Below are 21742 nucleotides of genomic sequence, written 5' to 3' on the forward strand. Positions count from 1 at the left end.
GAACTCAGAAGTGAAACCTCTTAGCGCTGATGGTAGTGTGGAGTTATCCATGTGAGAGTAAGTCATCGCCAGCTCATTAATTCTAAATCCCCCTCCGCTAATCGCTGAGGGGGATTTTTTTATGTGCGAAAAGGTTAAATAATAAAGAAAAGCGAAATATTAAGTGGGAAAGAAGAGAGTCAGAGCCGAGAAGACGCCGATAAATTATACAAAAATGCATTTATATAAATTAAAATTATGTGAAATATCTACCATTTATCAAAGAATTTGATGTGGTGCAAATTATTTTACGTCATTTTTATACAACTTTAGTCTAATTTTCCCCAAAAAAGCTGATTCAATTGTTTTATTTATAGACAAAAACTGAATTATGATTCATTTTATTTAAAAGTGAATTTGGATTCACTTTTTATAAAAAAGCTCACAATTGGAGGTGAGGGAAAAATGACAGCGACAACAATGAATGTAAATGCTGTAATCGATCAGGCTAAGTTTAAGCCTTTTCATTTAACGGTTGTTTTGTGGTGCTTATTCGTCGTCTTGTTTGACGGTTATGATTTAGCAATTAACGGTGTGGCTTTACCGCTTTTAATGAAAGAGTGGGGTATGACGGCTGTTCAAGCAGGAATGCTAGCCAGTACTGCCCTAGCAGGCATGATGTTTGGTGCAATGCTATTTGGGATGCTGGCGGATAAAATTGGCCGTAAGAAAGTCATTATTATCTGTGTTACGTTGTTCAGTGGGTTCACTTTTGCGGGCGGCTTTGCTTCAAACCCGACTGAATTTGGTATTTTACGCTTTATCGCGGGTCTTGGAATTGGTGGTGTATTACCGAACTTGGTCGCTTTAACTTCGGAATATGCGCCGCAGAAGTTTCGTAGTACTTTGGTGACCGCGATGTTTAGTGGCTATGCAATGGGTGGGATTATGGCAGCACTACTAGGTGTTGCATTTACGCCAACATTTGGCTGGAAGATCATGTTTTTCATTGCTGGTATTCCATTACTGTTTATTCCGATTTTATGGAAATTTTTACCTGAATCAGTCACTTTTTTAGTGAAAGACCAGCAAACAGAAAAGGCACGCAGCATTATTCAACGTCTGGTACCTGAAGAGATTGTAACTTCAGATACTGTTCTAGTGCTGAACGAAGCTAAAGTCCCTGATGCATCTGTCGCTGCCTTGTTTAAAAATGGTCGTGGTATGGGTACAGTTTTATTTTGGTGCTGCTTCTTCATGTGCTTATTGATGGTTTATGCCTTAGGAAGCTGGTTACCAAAACTGATGATGGCTGCTGGTTATTCGATGGGCAGCAGTTTAATGTTCCTCCTTTCCTTGAACATTGGTGCGGTGATTGGCACTGCTGGTGGTGGTGTGCTCGCGGATCGTTTCCACTTGAAACCTGTCATTATTAGCATGTTGACTGTCGGGGCATTTGCACTGGTGGGTTTAGGCTTTAATTCACCACAACCTGTAATTTATTTATTGGTTGCACTTGCAGGAGCTGCTTCGATCGGTTGTAGTATTTTGCTATATAGTTATGTGGCGCAATATTATCCATTGGCTGTTCGTTCAACTGGGTTGGGTTGGGCATCAGGGATTGGCCGTGTGGGTGCAATCGTGGGTCCAATTGTGATTGGTGTATTGTTGGGCATGGAATTACCACATAAGTTGAATTTTATTGCTGTGGCGATTCCTGCGGTGCTTGCTGCGATAGCAGTTTCTTTTATCCGTTTAAATAGTGCTGAAGAAGCAGTTAAAACTCAGGTGAAAGTTTCAAGTTCAATCAAAGCATCTTCTTAATCAAATCCCAAACAAATAAAAGGCTCTCGTTGTGAGGGCCTTTATTTTTGCAAAATCGGTGTACCGTTGGATGGTATTTGGTCGTGTTTGACGGAGAGTGCTATGCTAAAGGCAGCTTTAAATAGGGCAGCACAATAACAATGATTAAGCAGCAGAAAAAGCTCGAACCTGAGCAAAGTGAACGTTTATTCAACATCTTAGAACAGCGTTTTCAGCAGTACACTGAACGTCATATGCAAATTAGTTGGGCATTTGTCCGAGAAAAACTTTTGCAGTCTCCTGAAAAACTATATGCGTTACAACAAATGGAAATAAGTGGTGGTGAGCCTGATGTCGTGGTTTTGCCGAATATACAAGATGTGTATTTTTTTGATTGTTCAATTGAGTCACCGAAGGGGCGACGGAGCATGTGTTATGACCGAGAGGCACTATTGAGTCGCAAGGATCATCCGCCTGAAAATACAGTGCTCGATTGGGTACAGGCGTATGGCTTAAGCTTAGTGACGGAACAACAGTATTATGCCTTACAGCAGATCTTTAATTTTGACTTGAAAACATCCAGTTGGGTTGAAACTCCAGCCGAATTACGCCAGCAAGGCGGGGCAATTTTTTGTGATCAGCGCTATGGTCGTACGTTTACCTATCATAATGGCGCTGCTTCATACTATGCGAGTCGAGGCTTTCGGACTTATATTCAGCTTTAATTGTGGAATAGAGATAAAAAGAAACCCCGACATCCTGTCGAGGTTTCTTTGTATTTCAGTACTTAGATACAACTCCTGTCATATCTCACATCCTGATGCTCAAACTGATTATTGTTGTTTTAAGTTTGGGAAACGTCCTGTTTCCTGATGATTTAAATATACATGGCGGTGGCTGTTGTTCATACAGCATTTTAACTACGCTATTTGTAAGCCTAAGCTGACAAAAGTGAATGGCTTATAATTTTTGCTTAGTGCTTTAGATCAGCATCTTTTAAATAGTCTGATGAATGCTGGATTGATCTAGTGAAACTGATGATGTTCTACGCAATGACTGGCTTTGGTGGTTTCTCTTTTAAATATAGAGCATCACTGGTATCGCGCAGTTTTAAATACGACTGCACTGTAAGTACGGAACAATATTAAAAAGTTGTATGCATGCATGTGATGTTCATCAGAAAGATGATCAATCTTTCCAGATGGAGTGAATATTTGAATAAAAATGTGAAAAGTAATGTTTTGTGCAGGAGATTGATAGCTTTAGCATCCTTTAGATTGATTTTTCAGTAGGCTGAGTATCGATGTAGGATCTTCAAATTTTATGCATGGAAATAGATGCAACAAATCATTCCAAAAAGTTTGTTAATTTATAACTAATTTTGTACAATAAATAAGCTGATTAATTGAACGGTTGAATCAGCACACATTATAAAAATGGAATATTTGAAGCAGAAATTACAGAATATTTTTATAAAAGTGAGTATTGTTGAACCATATAAAAGGGAAGTTTAATCGACACACTTTAACCAAGGTTTTGTGAAAACTCCTCTGTTTGTCATTTAGAACCTTGCACCCAAAAGGTCGAAGCTAAATCAAACACTCAAGATTAATATTAAATGGTTCTTTTTTGTTGCGAGATAACCAAATAAAAAGCAATTAAAAGGGACCTAGGTTTAGGTGTTTTATGTCAGGAACTCGTGAAAACTGGACATCACGATCTGGTTTTATTATTGCAGCTGTAGGTTCGGCTGTAGGTTTAGGTAATATTTGGCGTTTCCCTTATGTTGCTTATGAAAATGGTGGCGGTGCCTTTCTTATTCCTTATTTATTGGCGTTAATTACCGCTGGTTTACCTCTGTTATTTTTAGATTATGCAACGGGACACCGTAGTTCTGGGTCACCACCTAAAGCCTATCGGGCTTTGTTTAAAGGCGGTGAAACGCTGGGTTGGTGGCAAGTCTGTGTGTGTATCATCATTGGTTTGTACTATGCCAGCGTACTGACGTGGGCGGGAAGCTATGTTTACTTCTCGATTGGTCAGACTTGGGGCAGTGACCCTGAAAGTTTCTTCTTTAATACCTACTTACAAACTTCGAAAGCAACAGGTTTCGATTTACAGTTTGTAAGCCATTTATTTTGGCCAATCGTAGGAATTTGGGCACTGACCTTAATTATTCTGTTTGGTGGGGTTAAAAAAGGTGTTGAATTATCAAATAAGATTTTCATGCCTTTATTGTTCGTTTTATTTACCATTTTAGTGGTGCAATCACTTCGTTTACCAGGTGCAGCAGAAGGCTTAAATGCATTCTTTACACCGAACTGGTCTGCGATGATGGACTATAAAGTGTGGTTGGCGGCGTATGGTCATACCTTCTTCTCGCTTTCTGTGGGTTTCGGGATTATGGTGACTTATGCATCTTACTTAAAGCCAAAGACCAATTTGACAGGCTCAGGTTTAATCGTTGGTTTTGCCAATGCTTCAACTGAAATCTTGGCGGGTATTGGTATTTTTGCTGCATTGGGCTTTATGGCGCATGCCGCAGGCAAAGAAGTTCAAGATGTGGTGAGTGGTGGTATCGGTCTGGCATTTATTGCTTTCCCGAAAATCATTTCAAGTCTTGGTGCAGGTGCTGATTTATTCGGTCTATTGTTCTTCTCCTCATTATTTGTTGCAGGTATTTCTTCCATGGTCAGTATCTTGGAAGTGCCGATTGCAGCGATGCAGGATAAGTTAAAATGGAGCCGTAAAAAAGCAGTTACCATTATCGGTGGTGGTAGTGCACTGGTTTCAGTGATCTTATTCTCAAGTGTGAATGCGATTAAACTGGTGGATATCGTGGATCACTTTATCAATAACATTGGCATTGTGGGTGGCGCGCTTGTTTCTATTCTTTGTATTACTTGGTTTAAGCGTTCAGCATTGATTGAGTTGCGTGATCACGTAAACCGTATTTCCACGATTCAACTCGGTAAGGGTTGGGCATTTACCTTGACCGTGATTACTTCACTCGTGTTATTAACGACGTTGAGTATGACGTTATTTAATTTGGTGAAAAATGGTTACGATACCTATAGCATGAGTCTGCAAGGGCTATTTGGTTGGGGCAGTGTGATTTTCTGTGCCGTCGTCGCAATCGTACTCAGCAAAGTTAAAGATCGCTAGGAGAAAAAGAATGAATACTTCAGCAATCATAATGATGGTGATTTCAATGTTGTTTGTTTGGGGTGGACTTGTATTGTCTATTCTGCACTTGATGAAAAACCCTGAAGAACTCGATGAGGTTCTTGAAGAAGTGAAAGACCAGCATACGTTGTAATACTGGATGAAAAAGGCAATTCATTGATTTCATTTGTAATCAGTGAATGATAAAAAACCGAGTGAATGTCACTCGGTTTTTTTATGGACTTTTAACAGGTTTAAGTAAGAATGAGACAGCTTCAACCAAGAAGGCTTATCACGCTTTTTTAGAAGAAGTATGAATGGTTAAGAGCGCCTTATTGTTTATGGTCACTACATGATCATTACTATACTGAGCATTATTCATCATAAAAATTGATCGATCCTGAGATATTTCGATATTCAAACAACATTATTTAGACCGAAGAGTCATATTTTCTTGGAGATTGCTTAAATGTATCGTTTTTGGGCTTCGAACTGCCCAAATTTAGCGAGTAAATAAAGTATCTATACAAGCTGCAGTTTGGAAGCCTATTTATAATGTTTTTTATATCATATGTTTATATTGATAATTTTTCTGTCGAAGAAATGAATTTTTCAGTTCGATGGTTGTCGTGAGCTTACTCAATCAGTTCAAAACTGATGATTTTAGGCTGAACCACGGATAACTAAAATGTGATTTGTATCACTTTAATCATCTTTTCATCGACTGCATTAGAAGTTTAAAAAGGATGCTATTTTTAGTGTTTATAGATATATATTTGAGCATGTTCAAAGCATTTTTTAATGCAGATTGTATCTAGTTAAATATTTGAATTTTATAGTTTTAATCATTTTTTCTTGTTCATTGTTTAATTATTCTAATAGATTTCTCGCTTTGTATATTTGTAGGCCATCACCTATGAGTCGTCTTACCTTACGCTCAATATTTTGCTTGTTTTATGTTCATATTGCGCTATTTTTACCATAATGTTGATTTTGTGTAAAAAAACTGTAAATTTGAGTAACTGCAAACCAACCAACAAAAATTAAAAAATAGTGTGACACGTGTCACCAAAATTGGTATTTTAATTCCAGTTTGTTGTCTTTGTGTACAACATTTGATACTCAGTGTAATTGAGGTAGTGATGAAAAATAAAAATTTTGGTTGGCTTACAACACTTGTATTGGCGATGGGCATACCGCCCATGGTATATGCAAATGAAAACCCTTTATCTGCACAGATGAAAGTTTTTCAAGTTAATGTTGATAAAAATACCCAGAAAGAGTTGAAAACCACCGATCAAGTTAAACCGAATCAGGTACTTGAGTATCAGGTGACGTATAGCAATCAATCCACCAGTAGCTTGAAAGCCTTGAAGTTGAATTTGCCACTTCCTGCTTATGTTAGCTACACCGGAAAAAATACGCCGAAAAATACCTATGCTTCTACAGACGGTGTCCATTTTGCAAAAGCCCCATTAACCCGTGTTGAAAACGGGAAAAAAGTGAATGTGCCTTTGAGTGAATACCGCGCCTTGCAGTGGCAGGTCGATGAATTAAAACCTAAACAAAAAATCACCGTTGCAGCACAAGTACGTGTAAACGCGGCTGAATAATTTTCGCTTCAAATCAATCGCTTTTATGGATTCTTTTATGAAACATAACTTTCAATTAAGTAAAATTGCTGCATCACTTGCAGTGATGGGTGGGGTGGTGTTTGTGAGTAGCCAAACAATGGCTGCAACACCTGTTGCTGGAACCAATATTAGTAACGTTGCGACTGCATCGTATACAGATAATACTGGGACAACACGTACTGTTACCTCAAATGAAGTTAAAACTGTTGTCGCACAAGTGGGTAGTTTTACCTTGGTTCAAGATCGTTCAGTAACGACTGTGCCGAATGGTCAAGCCACCATGTCGCATATTTTGACCAATACAGGTAATGGTACCGATACATTTACCATTTCACTTGCAGATTTGGATAACCATGCTTCTGGCTCGAATACTTTTGACTTCGCCTCAGATAAGTTCGCTGTTTATATCGACAAGAATAAAGATGGCGTACCTGATGACGCAGTGAATTTAAATGCGCCAGGCAAAACGATTGAATTACAAGCTGGTGAAGATGTTGGCTTAGTCGTGGTAGCAACAGCACCAAATACGGCAATAACAGGTCAGTTTGATAAGCTCCAATTGACAGCAACAGCGTCTAAAACAAACCTATATAGTACAAGTTCAATTAATAATACGGATACGGTCACCATTACCAGTGGTGCCGTGGTGACGATTACCAAAGCCGCGAGTATTAGTACTGCAAAAGTGGGCGAGGAAATTGAATATACTTTAACCTTTAAAAACACAGGTAATGCCGCAGCAACTAATGTTGCAATCTTCGATATTTTGCCAGCCAATGTGACTTATGTTGGTGGTTCTGCGAGATACAGCGGCAGTGCGACAGCTTTAACTGATGGTAATGACGCTGCTGATACTTATCAATATGATCTGACCAATAAGCGTTTCTTATTTAATATTGCGAGTTTAGCGGCCAATACCACGGGTACATTGAAGTTTAAAGTTGCAGTTCAATCTTCAGCATTGAATAGTGTGAATAACACGGCATATGTCGATCCAAACGGTAAAGATGATGGTTCGTTGTATGCCATTACAGATGTGCCAACGACACCGCCAACAATCACACCAACAGGAACTACGCCTTCGAATGAATCGAAAGTACCTGTGGTTGGAACCTATAAAGGTGCATTAAACGATACTGCTGCTAGTGCTTTTGCTGATAAGGAAACTGCTGCGGGCAGTGGTGACGACAAAATTCAATTAGCAAATTCAAAAGTTGGTGTACCTGTCGTGTTTGGTCAAAGCACAACAGATGGTAATAAAGTTGTGGTGCACAACAGTGGTGACCGTGTAGATACGTATAACCTAACGGTTGATCGTGATGCATTAGCTGCATTAGACGCATTAGACGCATTTCCTGGTACTGCTGTTTTGCCAGCAGGAACCATCGTTGAAATTTTAAAAGCGGATGGGGCAACACCAGCGACTGATACCAATGGGGATGGTGTTGTAGATACAGGCCCAATCCAACCTGGTGAAAAAGCACAATTTGTTGTACGCGTGACGTTGCCAAGCTCATCTGCGCATACTGTAGGGTATTCATTTATTTTAGCAAGTGCCTCTATTACGAACTCAAAGAAAGATACTTTAAAGTTATCTACTGGTCCTTTGATTGGTAACTCAGTGGATTTGGTCTATAAACTGAATTCTACGACAGAGAAAGGTATTGGCGCGGGAACTACAACCCCTGTTGAAAGTAAAACCACACCACCAGCGGTTCCAGTGACTTTTGATGCGACCATTAAAAACACGGGTAATGTTGCAGATAACTACATTATTACTGTACCAAATGTGCCTGCGGGTTGGACAGTAGAAATCTTTGAAAAAGATGGCAGTGGTAACTGTACCACGACTAAAGTGACAAACTCTGGCAACATCGCAGCTGGTGCGGCAAAAAGTTTCTGCGTAACGGTAACACCGCCAGCAGGTACACCAGCAGGTGACACTAAAAATATTCAGATGAATATTGAATCACCATCTACAGGTACGGCAGATAATATTACCTATGAAGTCAAGGTCGCAGAGAAGCGTGGCCTAAGCTTTACGCCTGATCGTCAAGGTCAAGTTGCACCAGGTGGTACAGTTGAATACGTCCATGTTTTAACAAACTCTGGAAACGTGATCGAAGGTGTAAGTTCGAAGTATCCGCTTGAAATTGATTGGTCTTCTACCTTATCAGGTGCAAATACCTCTGTTTATGTGGATTTGAATAAAAATGGTAAAGCCGATACCGCTGAGCTCATCACAGGTGCAGATGCGGATGCGATGAATGTATCATTGAATAACTTGCTTAAAGGGACTAACGGTGCTGACGGTTTATCTCAAAACGAGTCCATCCAGATCATTGTTAAAGTTGAAGCGCCTGCAATTGCAACAGCTGGTGTAACGGATACCACAGTCGTAACCTTTAAGCCAACAGGCACCGACAAGCCAGCGAATGTTTCAGTGACTGACTTAACGACCATTAACTTGGGACAAGTTCGTTTGTTAAAAACTCAAGCATTAGGAAGTTGTACGACTGCACCAACCACTGGTTTTGACGCAACGAATGTTTCTGCGAAACCGGGGGAGTGCGTTTATTACCGTGTGACAGCGAGTAATGATGGTAATGTGAATGCAACAGCTGTTGTGATTTCCGATATGGTGCCAAGTTATACCACTTATTTATCGGGTTCGATTAAGCCAGCGACTACGGCGACTACAGCGCCAACAACAACAAGTAAAGAAGTGAAATATACGGTGGGTACGCTTACACCATCAGCATCAGCAACATTGGAGTTTGGCGTAAAAGTCGACCAATAATTTAAATAAACCGCTTCCTTTAGTTTCTTTTTAAAAAGGGAAGCGGTTTTTTTGCTGTATTTTTTGTGGGTTTGGGGTTATGTCAGTAAAAAAAACGACATCATTTAAAATGGATGCACTATCATATTCGGCGTTGGCTTCTGCTTTGTTGTGTGTACAGCAAAGCTATGCAGCAATGCCGATGGCTGGTGAAATCATTCAAAACATTGCTTATGCATCATATTCCATCAGTGATGAAAATGGTGGACAACTCCTGCTAAAAACCCAATCCAACCCTGTCAACGTCACTGTAAGTGAGTTTTATGGCTTACAGTTACATGCGGATACTTTAAAACAGGTCGAAGCTGGGTCAAAGGTGATTTGGTTAAACTCACTTGCGAACCTGAGTAATACAGAAGCTTGGATTGATTTTACAACGCTTCCGAATGCTGATTTATCTAATATCAAAGTGTATTTAGATGCCAATGATGATGGTGTTTTTGATGTTTCAGAAATCCTCATCACCAATGGTCTACTGTTACAGCCTAATCAAAATGTCCACTTATGGATTGTGGCGGATACGTCGACACAAACAGCTGATCAGGCATTTGTTGATTTGCCATTAACGGCACATATGCGTGAACAACCTGAGGTTCAGGATGTCGCGAAGAATCCTGCACAGGTCATTCAGCCTAAATTAAAAATAGAAAAATCAGTTGATCAAACCATTTTACAAAGTAATCAGCAGGCTCAGACCATTCAGTACACTTTAAATGTATCGAATGCTGCGCTTTTACCTGTATTACCAACACAAGTACAAGTTGATGGTCAAACTGAATCTTTGGTGATTGTTGAAGATCCTCTTCCAGCCAATACGGTTTTTGAAAGTGTAGAGGTCCTTGAAAAAAACCAAAATGCTCAACTTTTATATCGTTTAGCAGAAGGTGAATATACGCGTGGTTTACCTGCCGATAAAACTAAGGTGGGTTATGCAGTTGTCGGGTTTACCGATAGTTTTAAGTCACAACAAAAAAGTACGATACGTTTAACAGTTAAAACCAACCCTAACTTAAGCTATACCACACTTTTAAATGAAGCTTATGTTTTACATGGTTTGTCGAATATTACCCATAAGAAAACACTTTCAAATCAAGTGAAAACCCAAATTTTGGGGCAGTCCATCATTGAAAGTACCACTTCGGATTTTTCGCACAGCCTTTACACGGGCAAAGTGAATGAGCCGCTTTATATTAAAACCAATGCCGCGATTTGTAATGCCAACCGTTTCATAAGTGATCAAGTTCGCGTGCAAATTAGCTCACGATTAACGGGTGATGTGGTTTATATCAATGCCGTTGAAAGTGGTGAAAATACAGGTATTTTTCAGTTTGATTTGGCAACGGAAGAAAGTACAAATAAAAACTTAGCTGATCAAATTTTACAAACCGTAAAACGTGATCAAGCGAAGATCCGTTTAACGGACTGCCTAGATGCAAATGGAGCATCAACTTTAAAGCTGGATAATGTTGAAACTCAGGTTTCAATAGATCCTTATGGGATCGTTTTTGATGCAAAAACAGGAAAGCCTGTTGCAGGTGCAACAGTTACGCTGGTCAATGAATTTGGAAGGCCTGTAGCAGAGAATGAAGCGTTTGAAATTGACCGCAATACAGGTGAATTAAAACCATTTCCAACGCAACAAGTAACCTCTGCATCGGGTGAATTTGTTTCACCATTGGTAAAGGGCGGCAGTTATAAACTTTTAGTCGATACGTCGACTATTTCAGGACAACAATATACTTTTGCCAGCGACCAAGTTGTTTATCCGATTGATTCCTTTAATGGCAAGGATGTCCACGCAGAATGGTCGTACGGGGGGACTTTCACCCTGACAGAAAATAGTCCTGCACTCAGTATCGATATTCCAATTGATCCCTTACTTTCAACATCGGGGTTGATGGTTCAAAAGACTGCGCGAGACTCTTCGGTTGAATTGGGCGATTTTACTAACTATAGCATTACGGTGACGAATCAAGGCGACGTCGTTGCTGCGGACGTACAGTTGCAAGATACTTTGCCTCGTGGGTTTAGCTATGTCGCTAATACAATGCGTGTTAATGGTCAACCTGTGGCTGATCCTAAAGGTGGAAAAGGACCGTACCTGAGCTTAGGTTTGGGTGACTTAGCAGTGAATAAGAGCACGAAAATTGAGTACCGTGTTCAAATTGGGCCGAATGCTTTAAATGGTGACGGCATCAATCGTGCGAAAGCGGTGGATGCTTATGGTCTAAGTTCAAATGAAGCGCAAGCAAAAGTCAAAGTCAAGACGGGTGTTTTTAGCTCTGATGCATTTGTAGTGGGGAAGGTCTATACCGACTGTAACCGCAACGGCATGCAAGATCAGGGTGAGTTGGGGGTGCCGGGTATTCGTCTCTTTATGGAAGATGGCAGTTATATCATTACGGATCGAGAAGGTAAGTACGATTTTTATGGTGTATCGCCGAAGACTCACGTTTTAAAATTAGACCGCACGACCTTACCTGCTGGTGCTGAAGTTATTATCCAGTCTAATCGAAACGCGGGAGATCCATCGAGCCGTTTTGTTGATGTAAAACGTGGCGAATTACATCGTGCGGATTTTGCGATTGCCAATGATGCAGAGCAATGTTCTGCACCACTACTTGATGCAGTCAAACAGCGTCAAGACAAGGTGAATCAAGGTAATTTCAATCTTGAAAAGGCCATTAATAAACAGTTATCGATTGATGCGCCAACTTTTATTGAAAAAAGTACACGTTCCGATCAGATAACGGGCTGTTTGGCTACAGAGGGTGAACAAGACTGCTTACTCGGTAAAAATGGATCTGTGACTAAGCCTAAATCACAAGACTTAAGTTTAGAACCAATTCAACCGATGGGAGTGGTGAGTTTAGAAGAATATTTACGCCGTGCAGATAGCAATGCTTTACGTATTTTAAACTTGAATGAAGGGCAATTGCTGAAGTTCAATCAAACCACCATTCAGTTACAAGGCACTGCGGGTGCAACACAACGTCTGTCAGTGAATGGAAAAATCATTGATGACAAACATATTGGTAAGCGTGCGATATTGGCGGAGCAGCAAAAGCAAGGTTTGGAATATGTCGGTGTACCTTTAGAAACAGGCTCCAATACCCTCTTAGTTGAACAGCTAGATCTGATGGGAAATGTCCGTGAAGCTCAAACTTTACAAGTCATTGTACCGGGACAAGCACATCATTTAGAGTTACAACAACCAATTGCAGCAGCTGTAGCGAATGGTCAAGATGTCTTAAGTATTGCGGTAAAGATCAAAGATGAACAGGGTGTTTCTGTTCTGACCCGAACTCCGATCACTATTGCAAGTGATATAGGTGTGATTGATTTAGCGGATGCCAACCCAAATGAAGCGGGGCTGCAAACGTTTATTGAAAATGGTGAGTTGATTATCCCAATACTCGCGCCAAATATGCCAGGACGTGGCACTTTAATGGTCAGTAGCGGTTTAATTCAACAAGAAATTGATATTCAATTTACGGCAGATTTACGTCCACTGATTGCAGTAGGTTTAATTGAAGGCAGCATCAATTTTAATCATTTTGACCGTGAAAAATTGCATAGTGTGACGAGCAATGACGGCTTTGAAGATGAACTGAAAGAAATTGCAGATTTGGGAGATGACACCACTGTTAATGGGCGTGCCGCTGTTTACTTAAAAGGTAAAGTCAAAGGGGATTATTTACTGACGCTTGCTTATGATTCAGACAAGAGTTCAAAGCAGCGTTTATTTCGTGATATTCAGCCGGATGAATACTATCCAGTTTATGGTGATGCTGCATCCAAAGGCTTTGATGCTCAGTCGACCAGTAAGTTGTATGTTCGTTTAGACAAAGGCCGCTCTTATGCTATGTATGGTGACTATGTCACGCGTACTGAACGAGATGAAGGTCTTTCTTTAGGCCAATATAACCGTTCATTGACAGGTGTCAAATTAGGGCATGAAGGGGACAAATTCCAAGTGTCCGCTTTTGGTGCTCAAACCAAATCACGCCAAGTGGTGACAGAAAACCGTGCTATGGGGATTACAGGGCCCTATAGTTTAGGTGCGATTTCAAATGCTCTGATTTTAGAAAATAGTGAAAAAGTTGAAGTCTTGACACGAGACCGTAACAATCCGGGTCTGATTATCAATCGACAAGTATTAACGCGTTTTGTGGATTATGAAATTGATACCTATAGTAATAGTATCTATTTAAAAGAAGCAGTGGCGAGTGTCGATAGTGACTTAAATCCGAACTATATCCGTATTACGGTTGAAGCTGATGAAATTGGTGAAGAATATGAAGTTGCAGGCTTAAGCTTCAGTTATGTATTTCCAAGCCATTTAAAAATAGGGGGGGCTTTTGTACAGAGTAATGATCCGCTGCAAAAAGAACAGATTTCAAGTGTGAACGCGGTCTTGAAGGTCGGGGAATATGGCAAGCTCATTGCTGAAGTGGCGCAATCAGAAAATACCAGTTCTGCTGATGATCAAGTGACACAAATAGGACAAACCGATTCTTTGGCTGAACAGCAGGGCAATGCAGTACGAATTGAATTTGAATATTCAAAGGGAACCAATAATTTACGTGCCTATCATCAGCAAGCTGATCGTGGTTTTCAAAATGATGCGGCAACCATCAGCGCAGGTCGCATGGAGAGTGGAATTAAGGCGACATCACAGGTTGCGCACGTCGGTTTAGCACGGCTTGAGGCGATTCGCACGGAAGATCAGGTGAACCAAGGCGTGCGCACAGGATTATCTGCGAGCTTAGAACGCAACTTTTTTAAATTGCTTGCTGTGGAGTTGGGTATTCGTCTTTATGATGAAAGCCAAGCTGGTGCAACACTTGCCACTGATCATACTGATGCCTATAACGGCACTACAGCTCGTATTAAATTTACAGGGCAATTGCCTTGGAAAGGGGCAAGTGTATTTACCGAGTATGAGCAAGACTTATCTGATGCGGACAAGAAAGTCCTGACGTTGGGTGGTCGTGTCCAAGTTGCTGCAAATACAGAACTCTATGCACATCATGAATTGATTTCTTCGATAGATGGTCTTTACTCGATGAATAGTACTGAAGAAACCAATAGTACTGTGGTGGGTATCAGCAGTAACTATATGAAAGATGGTTCAGTTTTTAGTGAATATCGTGTTGCAGATGGCTTGAGTAATCGTGAGGCTGAAGCTGCGATTGGTTTAAAAAACCGTTGGGAAGTACAACCAAAAGTTTATTTGAGTGGTAGCTTTGAGAAAATTAAGAGCTTATCTGCCGATACTGAGAATAATAGCGATTCCAATGCTGCAAGTCTGGGGATTGAATATTTAGCCAATGAAAACTGGAAAGCAACGACACGTTTAGAAGGACGTCGTTCAGATGATTCGGATACCTTGATCAATACTATAGGTTATGCACGTAAGCTCTCGAATGATGTAACTTTTTTGACTAAAAATACCCTGAACTTTATTGATAACAAAGGTGTAGATCAGGGCGATCATTTACGTAACCGTTTCCAATTGGGTTTGGCATGGCGTGACTTTGATCAAAATAAATTAGACGTTTTATCTAAAGTTGAATATTTTTATGAAAATAACGAAACAGATTTAGAAGCTGCATTTAAACGTGAGGCCTATGTTACATCGACGCATGTGAACTATCACCCTAATCGTCAGCTCACATGGTCGGGACAGTACGCGGCGAAGTGGTCAGTTTTTGATGAACATAATGTCGAAAGTGATACTCTAACGCAGTTACTCAGTGGTCGTATGATTTACGACCTGAATGAACGCTGGGATATGAGTCTACAAACTGGGGCATTGTGGGCGAATCAAGGCGCTGGAACTCGTTATTTAGCAGGTGTTGAGGTTGGATATTTATTGGCAACGAATCTTTGGGTATCTGCTGGCTATAATTTTATGGGCTATCAAGATGCTGAGCTCGCCAATACCAGCTCAACAGGTGAAGGTGCATATTTACGCTTTAGATTTAAATTTGATGAAGACCTGTTTGGTCGCCGTAATGGCATGATGAACCCTGCTCTAGAACCTCAAGGAGGGCGATAAGATGCCAAAGACCTTGAAGGGTATCGTCGTTGGTTTGTTCATGTTCAATGGCCTATCGAGTGCGATGGCAGAACAATCAATCAACTCAGTCCCACATGTTCAACAATTGGCTCAGCAGGTCGAGGCTGAGTTGCATGGGACAGATCCATTACTTCGCTATCATGCCTATAAAGCCAAAATGTGGTTGAGCTATGCGAAGAGTGAAATTTCAGTACAAGGACTAAGCAGTGCAGGGCAGGAAGCACTTCAGCAGGCTCAAATTTTAGTGGATGGATTCAATCAGCCTACTCAATTATCTCTCACCACCCCTGTTTTAAGTATGGCACAGGTCATGCGTCGTGATCTTTGGGTTCAGCTAGAGTATCTAAAGAGGCAGGGTGCGATCCTTGTTGCCCCAGAGCGTTTGGCGCAAGCCGAGGTTACTCTCGTGTGGGCAGCAGTTGAATACTGTGAACTGGGTTGGCGTCATGCTCGCGAGCACTTTCAAGCAGCGGAGCGTACGATTTTTCAAGTCCAACAGCAGTTGCCTTATGTGGTGATGACCTCTGATGCGTTTGACCTACCCACCTTGGTGCAACTGAATGGACACGGCTGTCAGGGCGTAAATGCACAATATTGGCCACTTTTAAATACCGCTCAAATTCAAGTTCCGAGTAGCCGCAGCAGTGAAGGAAATCAAAAATGAAAAAGCATTATTTCACTCGTGTTTTGCTTGCTTCACTATGTGTGACTTCTACTTTGAAAACCGTAGCTGCAGCTGATGTTGCTGCCTCATCTGGAGAGGTTTCAATTCAACGAAGCTTTGTAAACCTTAACTTTAGTCAGCCTGATATCAGAGGGTATTCTTCATCAGGAGCAAAACTGGCTGGAAATACAAACACTTCACAAACAAATGTATTCTTAACTGAGGCCGAAGTTCCTGGTTGGAGAACGACACACCCTATAAGAGCTGCGGGGACATGGAATCAAGCTGGTCGATTAATTGAAATATGGAGAGCGGCAGGTGCAGCAGCACTTCCTAATACTTCTAATGACCAATATGCTGAATTAAATGCTGATGCAATCTCTGCTCTCTACCAAAATGTTTGTTTATTTGGTGGAGAACAATTTACTTGGTCATTTAAACATGCTGGTCGAAATTTAAATACTGCAGAGTCGTTGAAATTTCATATTGGTACAATTACTGGAAGTTCAATTAGTAGCCTTCAGACGATTGTTTCCGATACTGTTACCCGAACTAGCTCGCAAACAACAATGAGTACACGCTGGAAGAGTGTCAGTGTCGGGAATACAGCAGAAACAGTACGAGGGGGAATTCCTACGACAGGTGGTGTGTATTCTTTTATTTTTGAGGCAACGAATGGTTCAACTGAAGGTAATTTCTTAGATGAGATTAAAATTGGTTTAAAACCTGCAGTTGAGTTCAGTGCAAGCTCGAATAAATATTATGAAGGAAATGATAATACTTCAGGAAAAACACAAGCTGTGCCTTTTAATATTGTCGGGCAAATCTTAAGCCAAGATGATATGCCTACACTGAACTTTAAAGTTGACTATCCTCCTAACTATAGTGGTGTTAAAGCGGTTTATGGCGTTAATTATAAATTATACAAACAGGATGGGACGGCTTTAGTTGAGCTTGGCAGTACAGATGGTTTAAGTAAATCTAACCAAAACACCTCCATTACCTTTAACTATACGCCTGTTTACAATAGTGCTTTGGACTATACCAAAGGCGTACAAGTCAACGGTTTGGTGATTGGTATTTTAGGCAATACCACCGTCAATGCTGATATCACGGTTCCTTTTTCTTTTGCTCTGGATCCTACGAGTAAAGCCATAGCCACATCTTTGAGCTCTTGTGGCAATAGTCAGGCAGATGTCAAATTTGACTTAAACATTCAAGAAGATGACGTTGACCTTTCGGTGGTGAAAGCGCTGACCAGCGATTCACAGACCATTAAAGATCGTTTGGTTTCTTATACGTTAGATGTTGAAAATAAAACTACCGTTCAAGCCGATAGTGTGTTGTTACGCGATAGTTTTAAAAATTTACAACGTATAACAACCACTGGCAGTAATCAGACCACTTTGATGTGTGAAGACTTAACAGATGGGACCAGTAAAGCATGTCCAACGCAGTGGACGGATGCCAACGCACTCACAGCACTCTTCTCCAATACTGCGGGTACGGGGCTGAGCCTTGGTGATATTCCAGCTAAGGCCAAGTATCGATTCACCATTAAGAACCTACAGGTGACAGATACGGACACATCAACCAATGGGCAGACGGTAAATACAGCCACCATTGAAACCACAGTGATGTCTGACTTTGAGCCAAGCAATAATATCTCGACAGTTCAAAAGCCGATTATCGGCAAGAGTGATTTGTCCAATAACAAAGCGAATGCGCCTACGACAGAAACAGGCGTAGGCATTTTTAATATTGCGCAAGGTGGACGAACAGGTGCTGCTTTACTCATCAAGTCAGCAGACAGCACGGCGAAAGTTTATTTTCCTTTAAATCTTCAAAATGACAGTGCTTTTGCACAAGACTATAAGTTATATGCATCTAGAACATCCGTTGAGCCGACATTAAATAACACCGATTATTCAATTTTAGTACAAAGTGGCATTAACCCTTTTACCTCAGGGCTTAGAGTTGAGTTTTATCCATTAACCACTGAGCAATGTAAAGCTGGAATGACAGGGCAGAGTATTAGCCAACTTAATATTTCAGCCAAAACTACAGCTCAGGTTTGTGCTGTGGTAAGCGTATTACCTTCAGCAAGTACTAGCACCAACATTTGGTTTGCCATTGAATCGGTACAAACGGGTTTTGGTGATGTCATTTTAGATGCGGTCAGTTCGCTGCAGGCGCAACAACGTCAATTAATTTTAGTGAATGATCAGCAAGCACAGATCCGGACAGGCGGAACTTTTGTCTTTGCACATCGCTTAATCAATCAGGGCCGTGTGACTGAAAGTGGCATTAAGCTCAGTGTTAATCTGCTAAAACCGAATGATGGATTTTTATACACTTTATTTATTGACCAAAATGGTGATGGTCTTTTAGATGGGGGTGATGTGATGGTGAAAGATTCGGATCGTTATCAGTTACAAGTGGGTGAACAAAAAGCAATTTTGGTCAAAGTGGAAGCACCGACCAGTGCTGTAAATGGTATGACGAGTCAAGTCGAGTTGATTGCGACACCAGACAATACCAATCAAAGTTTGAGTTTAAACCCAATCTCAAACAAAGATTTGGTCACGATTGGCATTAATCAAATCACCTTACATAAAACGCAGTTCAAACAGACGGGATGTACGGATATGTCTGCTTTACAAGTGGTGAATGCAGCGTATCAAATTGGAAGCACGCAAATTGGTCGTAATGATTGTATTGTCTACCGTATTCTGGTGAAAAATATGGGGGAGTATCCTTTAACCAATGTTGAAGTTAGCGATATGTACCCAGCATACACCACCCCTTGGAATTCGAATAATGTCCTCCCTATGAAAGAGTCTGGAGAAAAAGTTACCCCTCAAGGTAAAAGTGTCTCAACTATTTTCACAGAGTTATTACCGAATCAGCAAAAGAGTCTGTATTTTGGAATTCGTCTGCAGCCATAGGGTCTTGTAATCTGACCTCAATTTTAAATAAAAAACTGAGTAAAATTCACTCGGTTTTTTATGGATGTTTAATTTTCGGTTTTTGTAACAGGTGTCATCAAGATTTATTTTCTAATCTCCATCCATGAAAAAAGGAGCCTTTCAGCTCCTTTTATTTTTAAATCTTTTCAATGCGACAATAATAAAAACCATCGCCACGCCCTACTTGTGGGAGTAGTTGGCGACCATGAATCTGCTCAACACCCCAATCGGCATCAATTTTAATTTCTTTCGCATCCGTATGTTCAGCAAAGAAGTCGACCATTTGCTGTTCATTTTCGGCTTTCAAAATCGAGCAGGTGATGTATAGCAATGTGCCGCCGACTTTGAGTTGTTGCCACATATTTTCAAGAATTTGCTTTTGCAGCTGTACTGTTTTAGCAATATCGCCCGACTGACGCAGTAAACGAATATCGGGATGGCGACGGATTACCCCAATGGCAGAACAGGGTGCATCGAGAACGATACAATCTGCAAGTTCAGGTGATGTCCACTTCACCGCATCGGCAGTGATAATGTCGACATACTTTTCATTTAAAGCCAAACGCTCTAAGTTTTCAGAGACACGTTTTAAGCGCTTTTCATCTTGGTCGAGTGCAATCAGTTTTTTCGGCTGATACATCTCTAAAATATGCGCTGTCTTGCCGCCAGGTGCTGCACAGGCATCAATTACGAATTTGCCATTTAAGTCTGGCAACAAGGTTGCACAGAGTTGCGCATGTTCATCTTGTACTGAAAAACCACCTACTTCAAAACCTGGTAGGCTTGGGATATGCAGACTGTCATCCAGCACAATGCCGACATTTGAAAGTTCACAGGCATGGGCTTCAATGCCTTCATCTTCTAAAATTTCCAGATATTCGTCACGACTGACTTGTAAGGTGTTTACTCTTAAGGTTAAGGGTGCAACTTGTTTCAGCTCATAGCTGATTTCAGCCAGTTGCTCGCCCCAGTCCTTTTTCAAACGTTTGGATAACCAACTTGGCAGATTCGAGGCTTGTTCTAGAACATCGTAGAACTGTTCCGTTTCACGTGTTGCACGGCGCAAAATAGCATTCACCACACCACTTAAGCTTTCCATACCCAATTGTTTGGCTGCTTCTACCGTTTCAGAAATCGCGGCATGTGCTGCAACGCGGGTACACAGCAATTGGTATAAACCCACATATAAACAGGTTTCAACGACTTGGTTTTCCAGTGGCTTAGTCAACAACGGTAAAGTCACTTGTTTAAGCGCATGCCATTGGCGTAAACAGCCAAGAACTAATTCATGGTACAAGGCACGGTCTTTGTCAGACACAATTGCCATGTGTTGCTGAAGTACCGATGCCAGTGATTGACCATTTTGGACAGCCAATAACGTTTTAACAACCTGAGCACGTAAGTTTAGAGTCTTACCTGAGGCGTGGGGAGATTGTTTCATTATAAAATTTGTCCAATATTCAGTTTTTGGGTTTGTAAAATTTGTACGGCATTTAGGGGTTTACCACCCGGCCATTGCAGAGAGCTTAAACACACCGCGTGTTCATCGCCACAAGCGACATGAACACCTTGTTTATCGATGGCTAAAATGGTCCCTGCAGCTTGAGCTTGGGCATTTTCTTGAGACAACATCGAGCCCCAAACGCGCAGATTATTGCTTTCATCCAGTGCGATAAATGCGACAGGCCATGGGTTAAATGCGCGAATATTACGGTCGATTTGCACCGCTGTTGAATTCCAATCAATTTGTGCTTCGGCTTTAGAGAGTTTGTGTGCATAGACTGTCAGAGCTTCATCTTGCACTTCACGGTTGTCTAAATAGTGTTGTAATGTGCTTTCAGAGGCTAAAACTTTGACCGTCGCTTCAGCCCCTTGGAGTGCCAATTTGTCATGCAAACTTGCAGAGGTATCTGTAGCTTCAATCGGGCAGTAGGTTTTATACATCATATCGCCCGTATCTAAGCCTGCGGCCATTTTCATAATGGTGACCCCAGTTTCGGTATCTCCAGTAGAAATTGCGCGTTGAATAGGCGCTGCACCCCGCCAGCGGGGCAACAGTGAACCGTGAATGTTCAAACAGCCATATTTAGGCGTATCCAAAACCACTTGCGGCAAAATAAGGCCATAAGCAGCCACCACCATCACATCAGCATTTAAGGCCTTGAGTTCAGCTTGAGCAGCCAGACCTTCTTCAGTTGAGGACTTAAAATGCAGCGGTTGATACACAGGAATATCATGCGTTAAAGCTAACTGCTTCACGGCTGAAGCGGTAAGTTTCTGCCCACGACCTGCTTTACGGTCAGGTTGCGTATAGACGGCTACAATTTCATGTTCTGTTTTTAGGAGAGCGTCTAATGCCACAGCCGCAAATTCGGGCGTGCCTGCAAAGATGATTTTCAAGAAATACTCGGAAAAAAGGAGAAGATTAAAACAATTATAGCAAAACTCGAGCAGCTACAGATTTATCCTGCATAAAAAGCCGATAGAGTAGTTCTAACTAGATGATATGCGGGCGGTGTTTCAAAAAGTATGCTGAAAAAAACAATATGGCTTTTGATAAAATAGAGGTATGAAAATAACGCTACAAATCAAATGTCCTACCTG

Annotated in this window: 11 protein-coding genes; 9 read left to right on the forward strand and 2 right to left on the reverse strand. The window is 41.1% G+C overall.

The window, feature by feature from the left end; translation table 11 throughout:
* Positions 1 to 444 precede the first annotated feature (444 nt).
* The 9 genes from AXW61_RS02560 to AXW61_RS02595 all read left to right on the forward strand — a co-directional run bounded on the left by AXW61_RS02560 (position 445) and on the right by AXW61_RS02595 (position 19117).
* Entirely contained in the window at positions 445 to 1803 is a 1359-nt protein-coding gene (locus AXW61_RS02560) for an MFS transporter (protein ID WP_062032107.1), read from the forward strand.
* A 143-nt stretch (positions 1804 to 1946) separates the two neighbouring features.
* Positions 1947 to 2507 carry a DUF4256 domain-containing protein gene (locus tag AXW61_RS02565; protein WP_205630080.1) on the forward strand — a complete coding sequence of 187 codons (561 nt, stop codon included), beginning with the start codon at positions 1947 to 1949 and terminating at the stop codon, positions 2505 to 2507.
* A gap of 961 nt (positions 2508 to 3468) precedes the next feature.
* Positions 3469 to 4947, forward strand: a complete 1479-nt coding sequence (locus AXW61_RS02570; RefSeq protein WP_004691884.1) for a sodium-dependent transporter — start codon at positions 3469 to 3471, stop codon at positions 4945 to 4947.
* 10 nt (positions 4948 to 4957) lie between these two features.
* A complete protein-coding gene (locus AXW61_RS17065) occupies positions 4958 to 5101 on the forward strand; it encodes a methionine/alanine import family NSS transporter small subunit (protein ID WP_004978448.1) in 144 nt (47 codons plus the stop codon).
* 988 nt (positions 5102 to 6089) lie between these two features.
* Positions 6090 to 6560, forward strand: a complete 471-nt coding sequence (locus AXW61_RS02575; protein ID WP_240487427.1) for a hypothetical protein — start codon at positions 6090 to 6092, stop codon at positions 6558 to 6560.
* A 37-nt stretch (positions 6561 to 6597) separates the two neighbouring features.
* Positions 6598 to 9381: a DUF11 domain-containing protein gene (locus AXW61_RS02580; protein WP_062032113.1), complete on the forward strand. Its 2784-nt coding sequence runs from the start codon at positions 6598 to 6600 to the stop codon at positions 9379 to 9381.
* Positions 9382 to 9460: 79 nt separating this feature from the next.
* Positions 9461 to 15484 carry an SdrD B-like domain-containing protein gene (locus AXW61_RS02585; RefSeq protein WP_062032116.1) on the forward strand — a complete coding sequence of 2008 codons (6024 nt, stop codon included), beginning with the start codon at positions 9461 to 9463 and terminating at the stop codon, positions 15482 to 15484.
* Between the two features lies 1 nt (position 15485).
* Positions 15486 to 16169, forward strand: a complete 684-nt coding sequence (locus AXW61_RS02590) for a hypothetical protein (RefSeq protein ID WP_062032118.1) — start codon at positions 15486 to 15488, stop codon at positions 16167 to 16169.
* Positions 16166 to 19117 carry a hypothetical protein gene (locus tag AXW61_RS02595; protein WP_062032121.1) on the forward strand — a complete coding sequence of 984 codons (2952 nt, stop codon included), beginning with the start codon at positions 16166 to 16168 and terminating at the stop codon, positions 19115 to 19117. Before AXW61_RS02590 ends, AXW61_RS02595 begins: the two co-directional genes overlap by 4 nt.
* A 157-nt stretch (positions 19118 to 19274) precedes the next feature.
* Here the strand turns inward: AXW61_RS02595 and rsmB are convergent, their stop codons facing one another.
* Positions 19275 to 20579, reverse strand: a complete 1305-nt coding sequence (rsmB, locus tag AXW61_RS02600) for a 16S rRNA (cytosine(967)-C(5))-methyltransferase RsmB (protein ID WP_004691874.1) — start codon at positions 20577 to 20579, stop codon at positions 19275 to 19277.
* Positions 20579 to 21538, reverse strand: coding sequence for a methionyl-tRNA formyltransferase (gene fmt / locus AXW61_RS02605; RefSeq protein ID WP_062032123.1), 960 nt, complete (start codon positions 21536 to 21538; stop codon positions 20579 to 20581). The genes rsmB and fmt overlap by 1 nt, the downstream gene beginning before the upstream one ends.
* Positions 21539 to 21742 lie beyond the last annotated feature (204 nt).

The organism is Acinetobacter sp. BMW17, assembly GCF_001592855.1.
Classification (GTDB): domain Bacteria; phylum Pseudomonadota; class Gammaproteobacteria; order Pseudomonadales; family Moraxellaceae; genus Acinetobacter; species Acinetobacter johnsonii.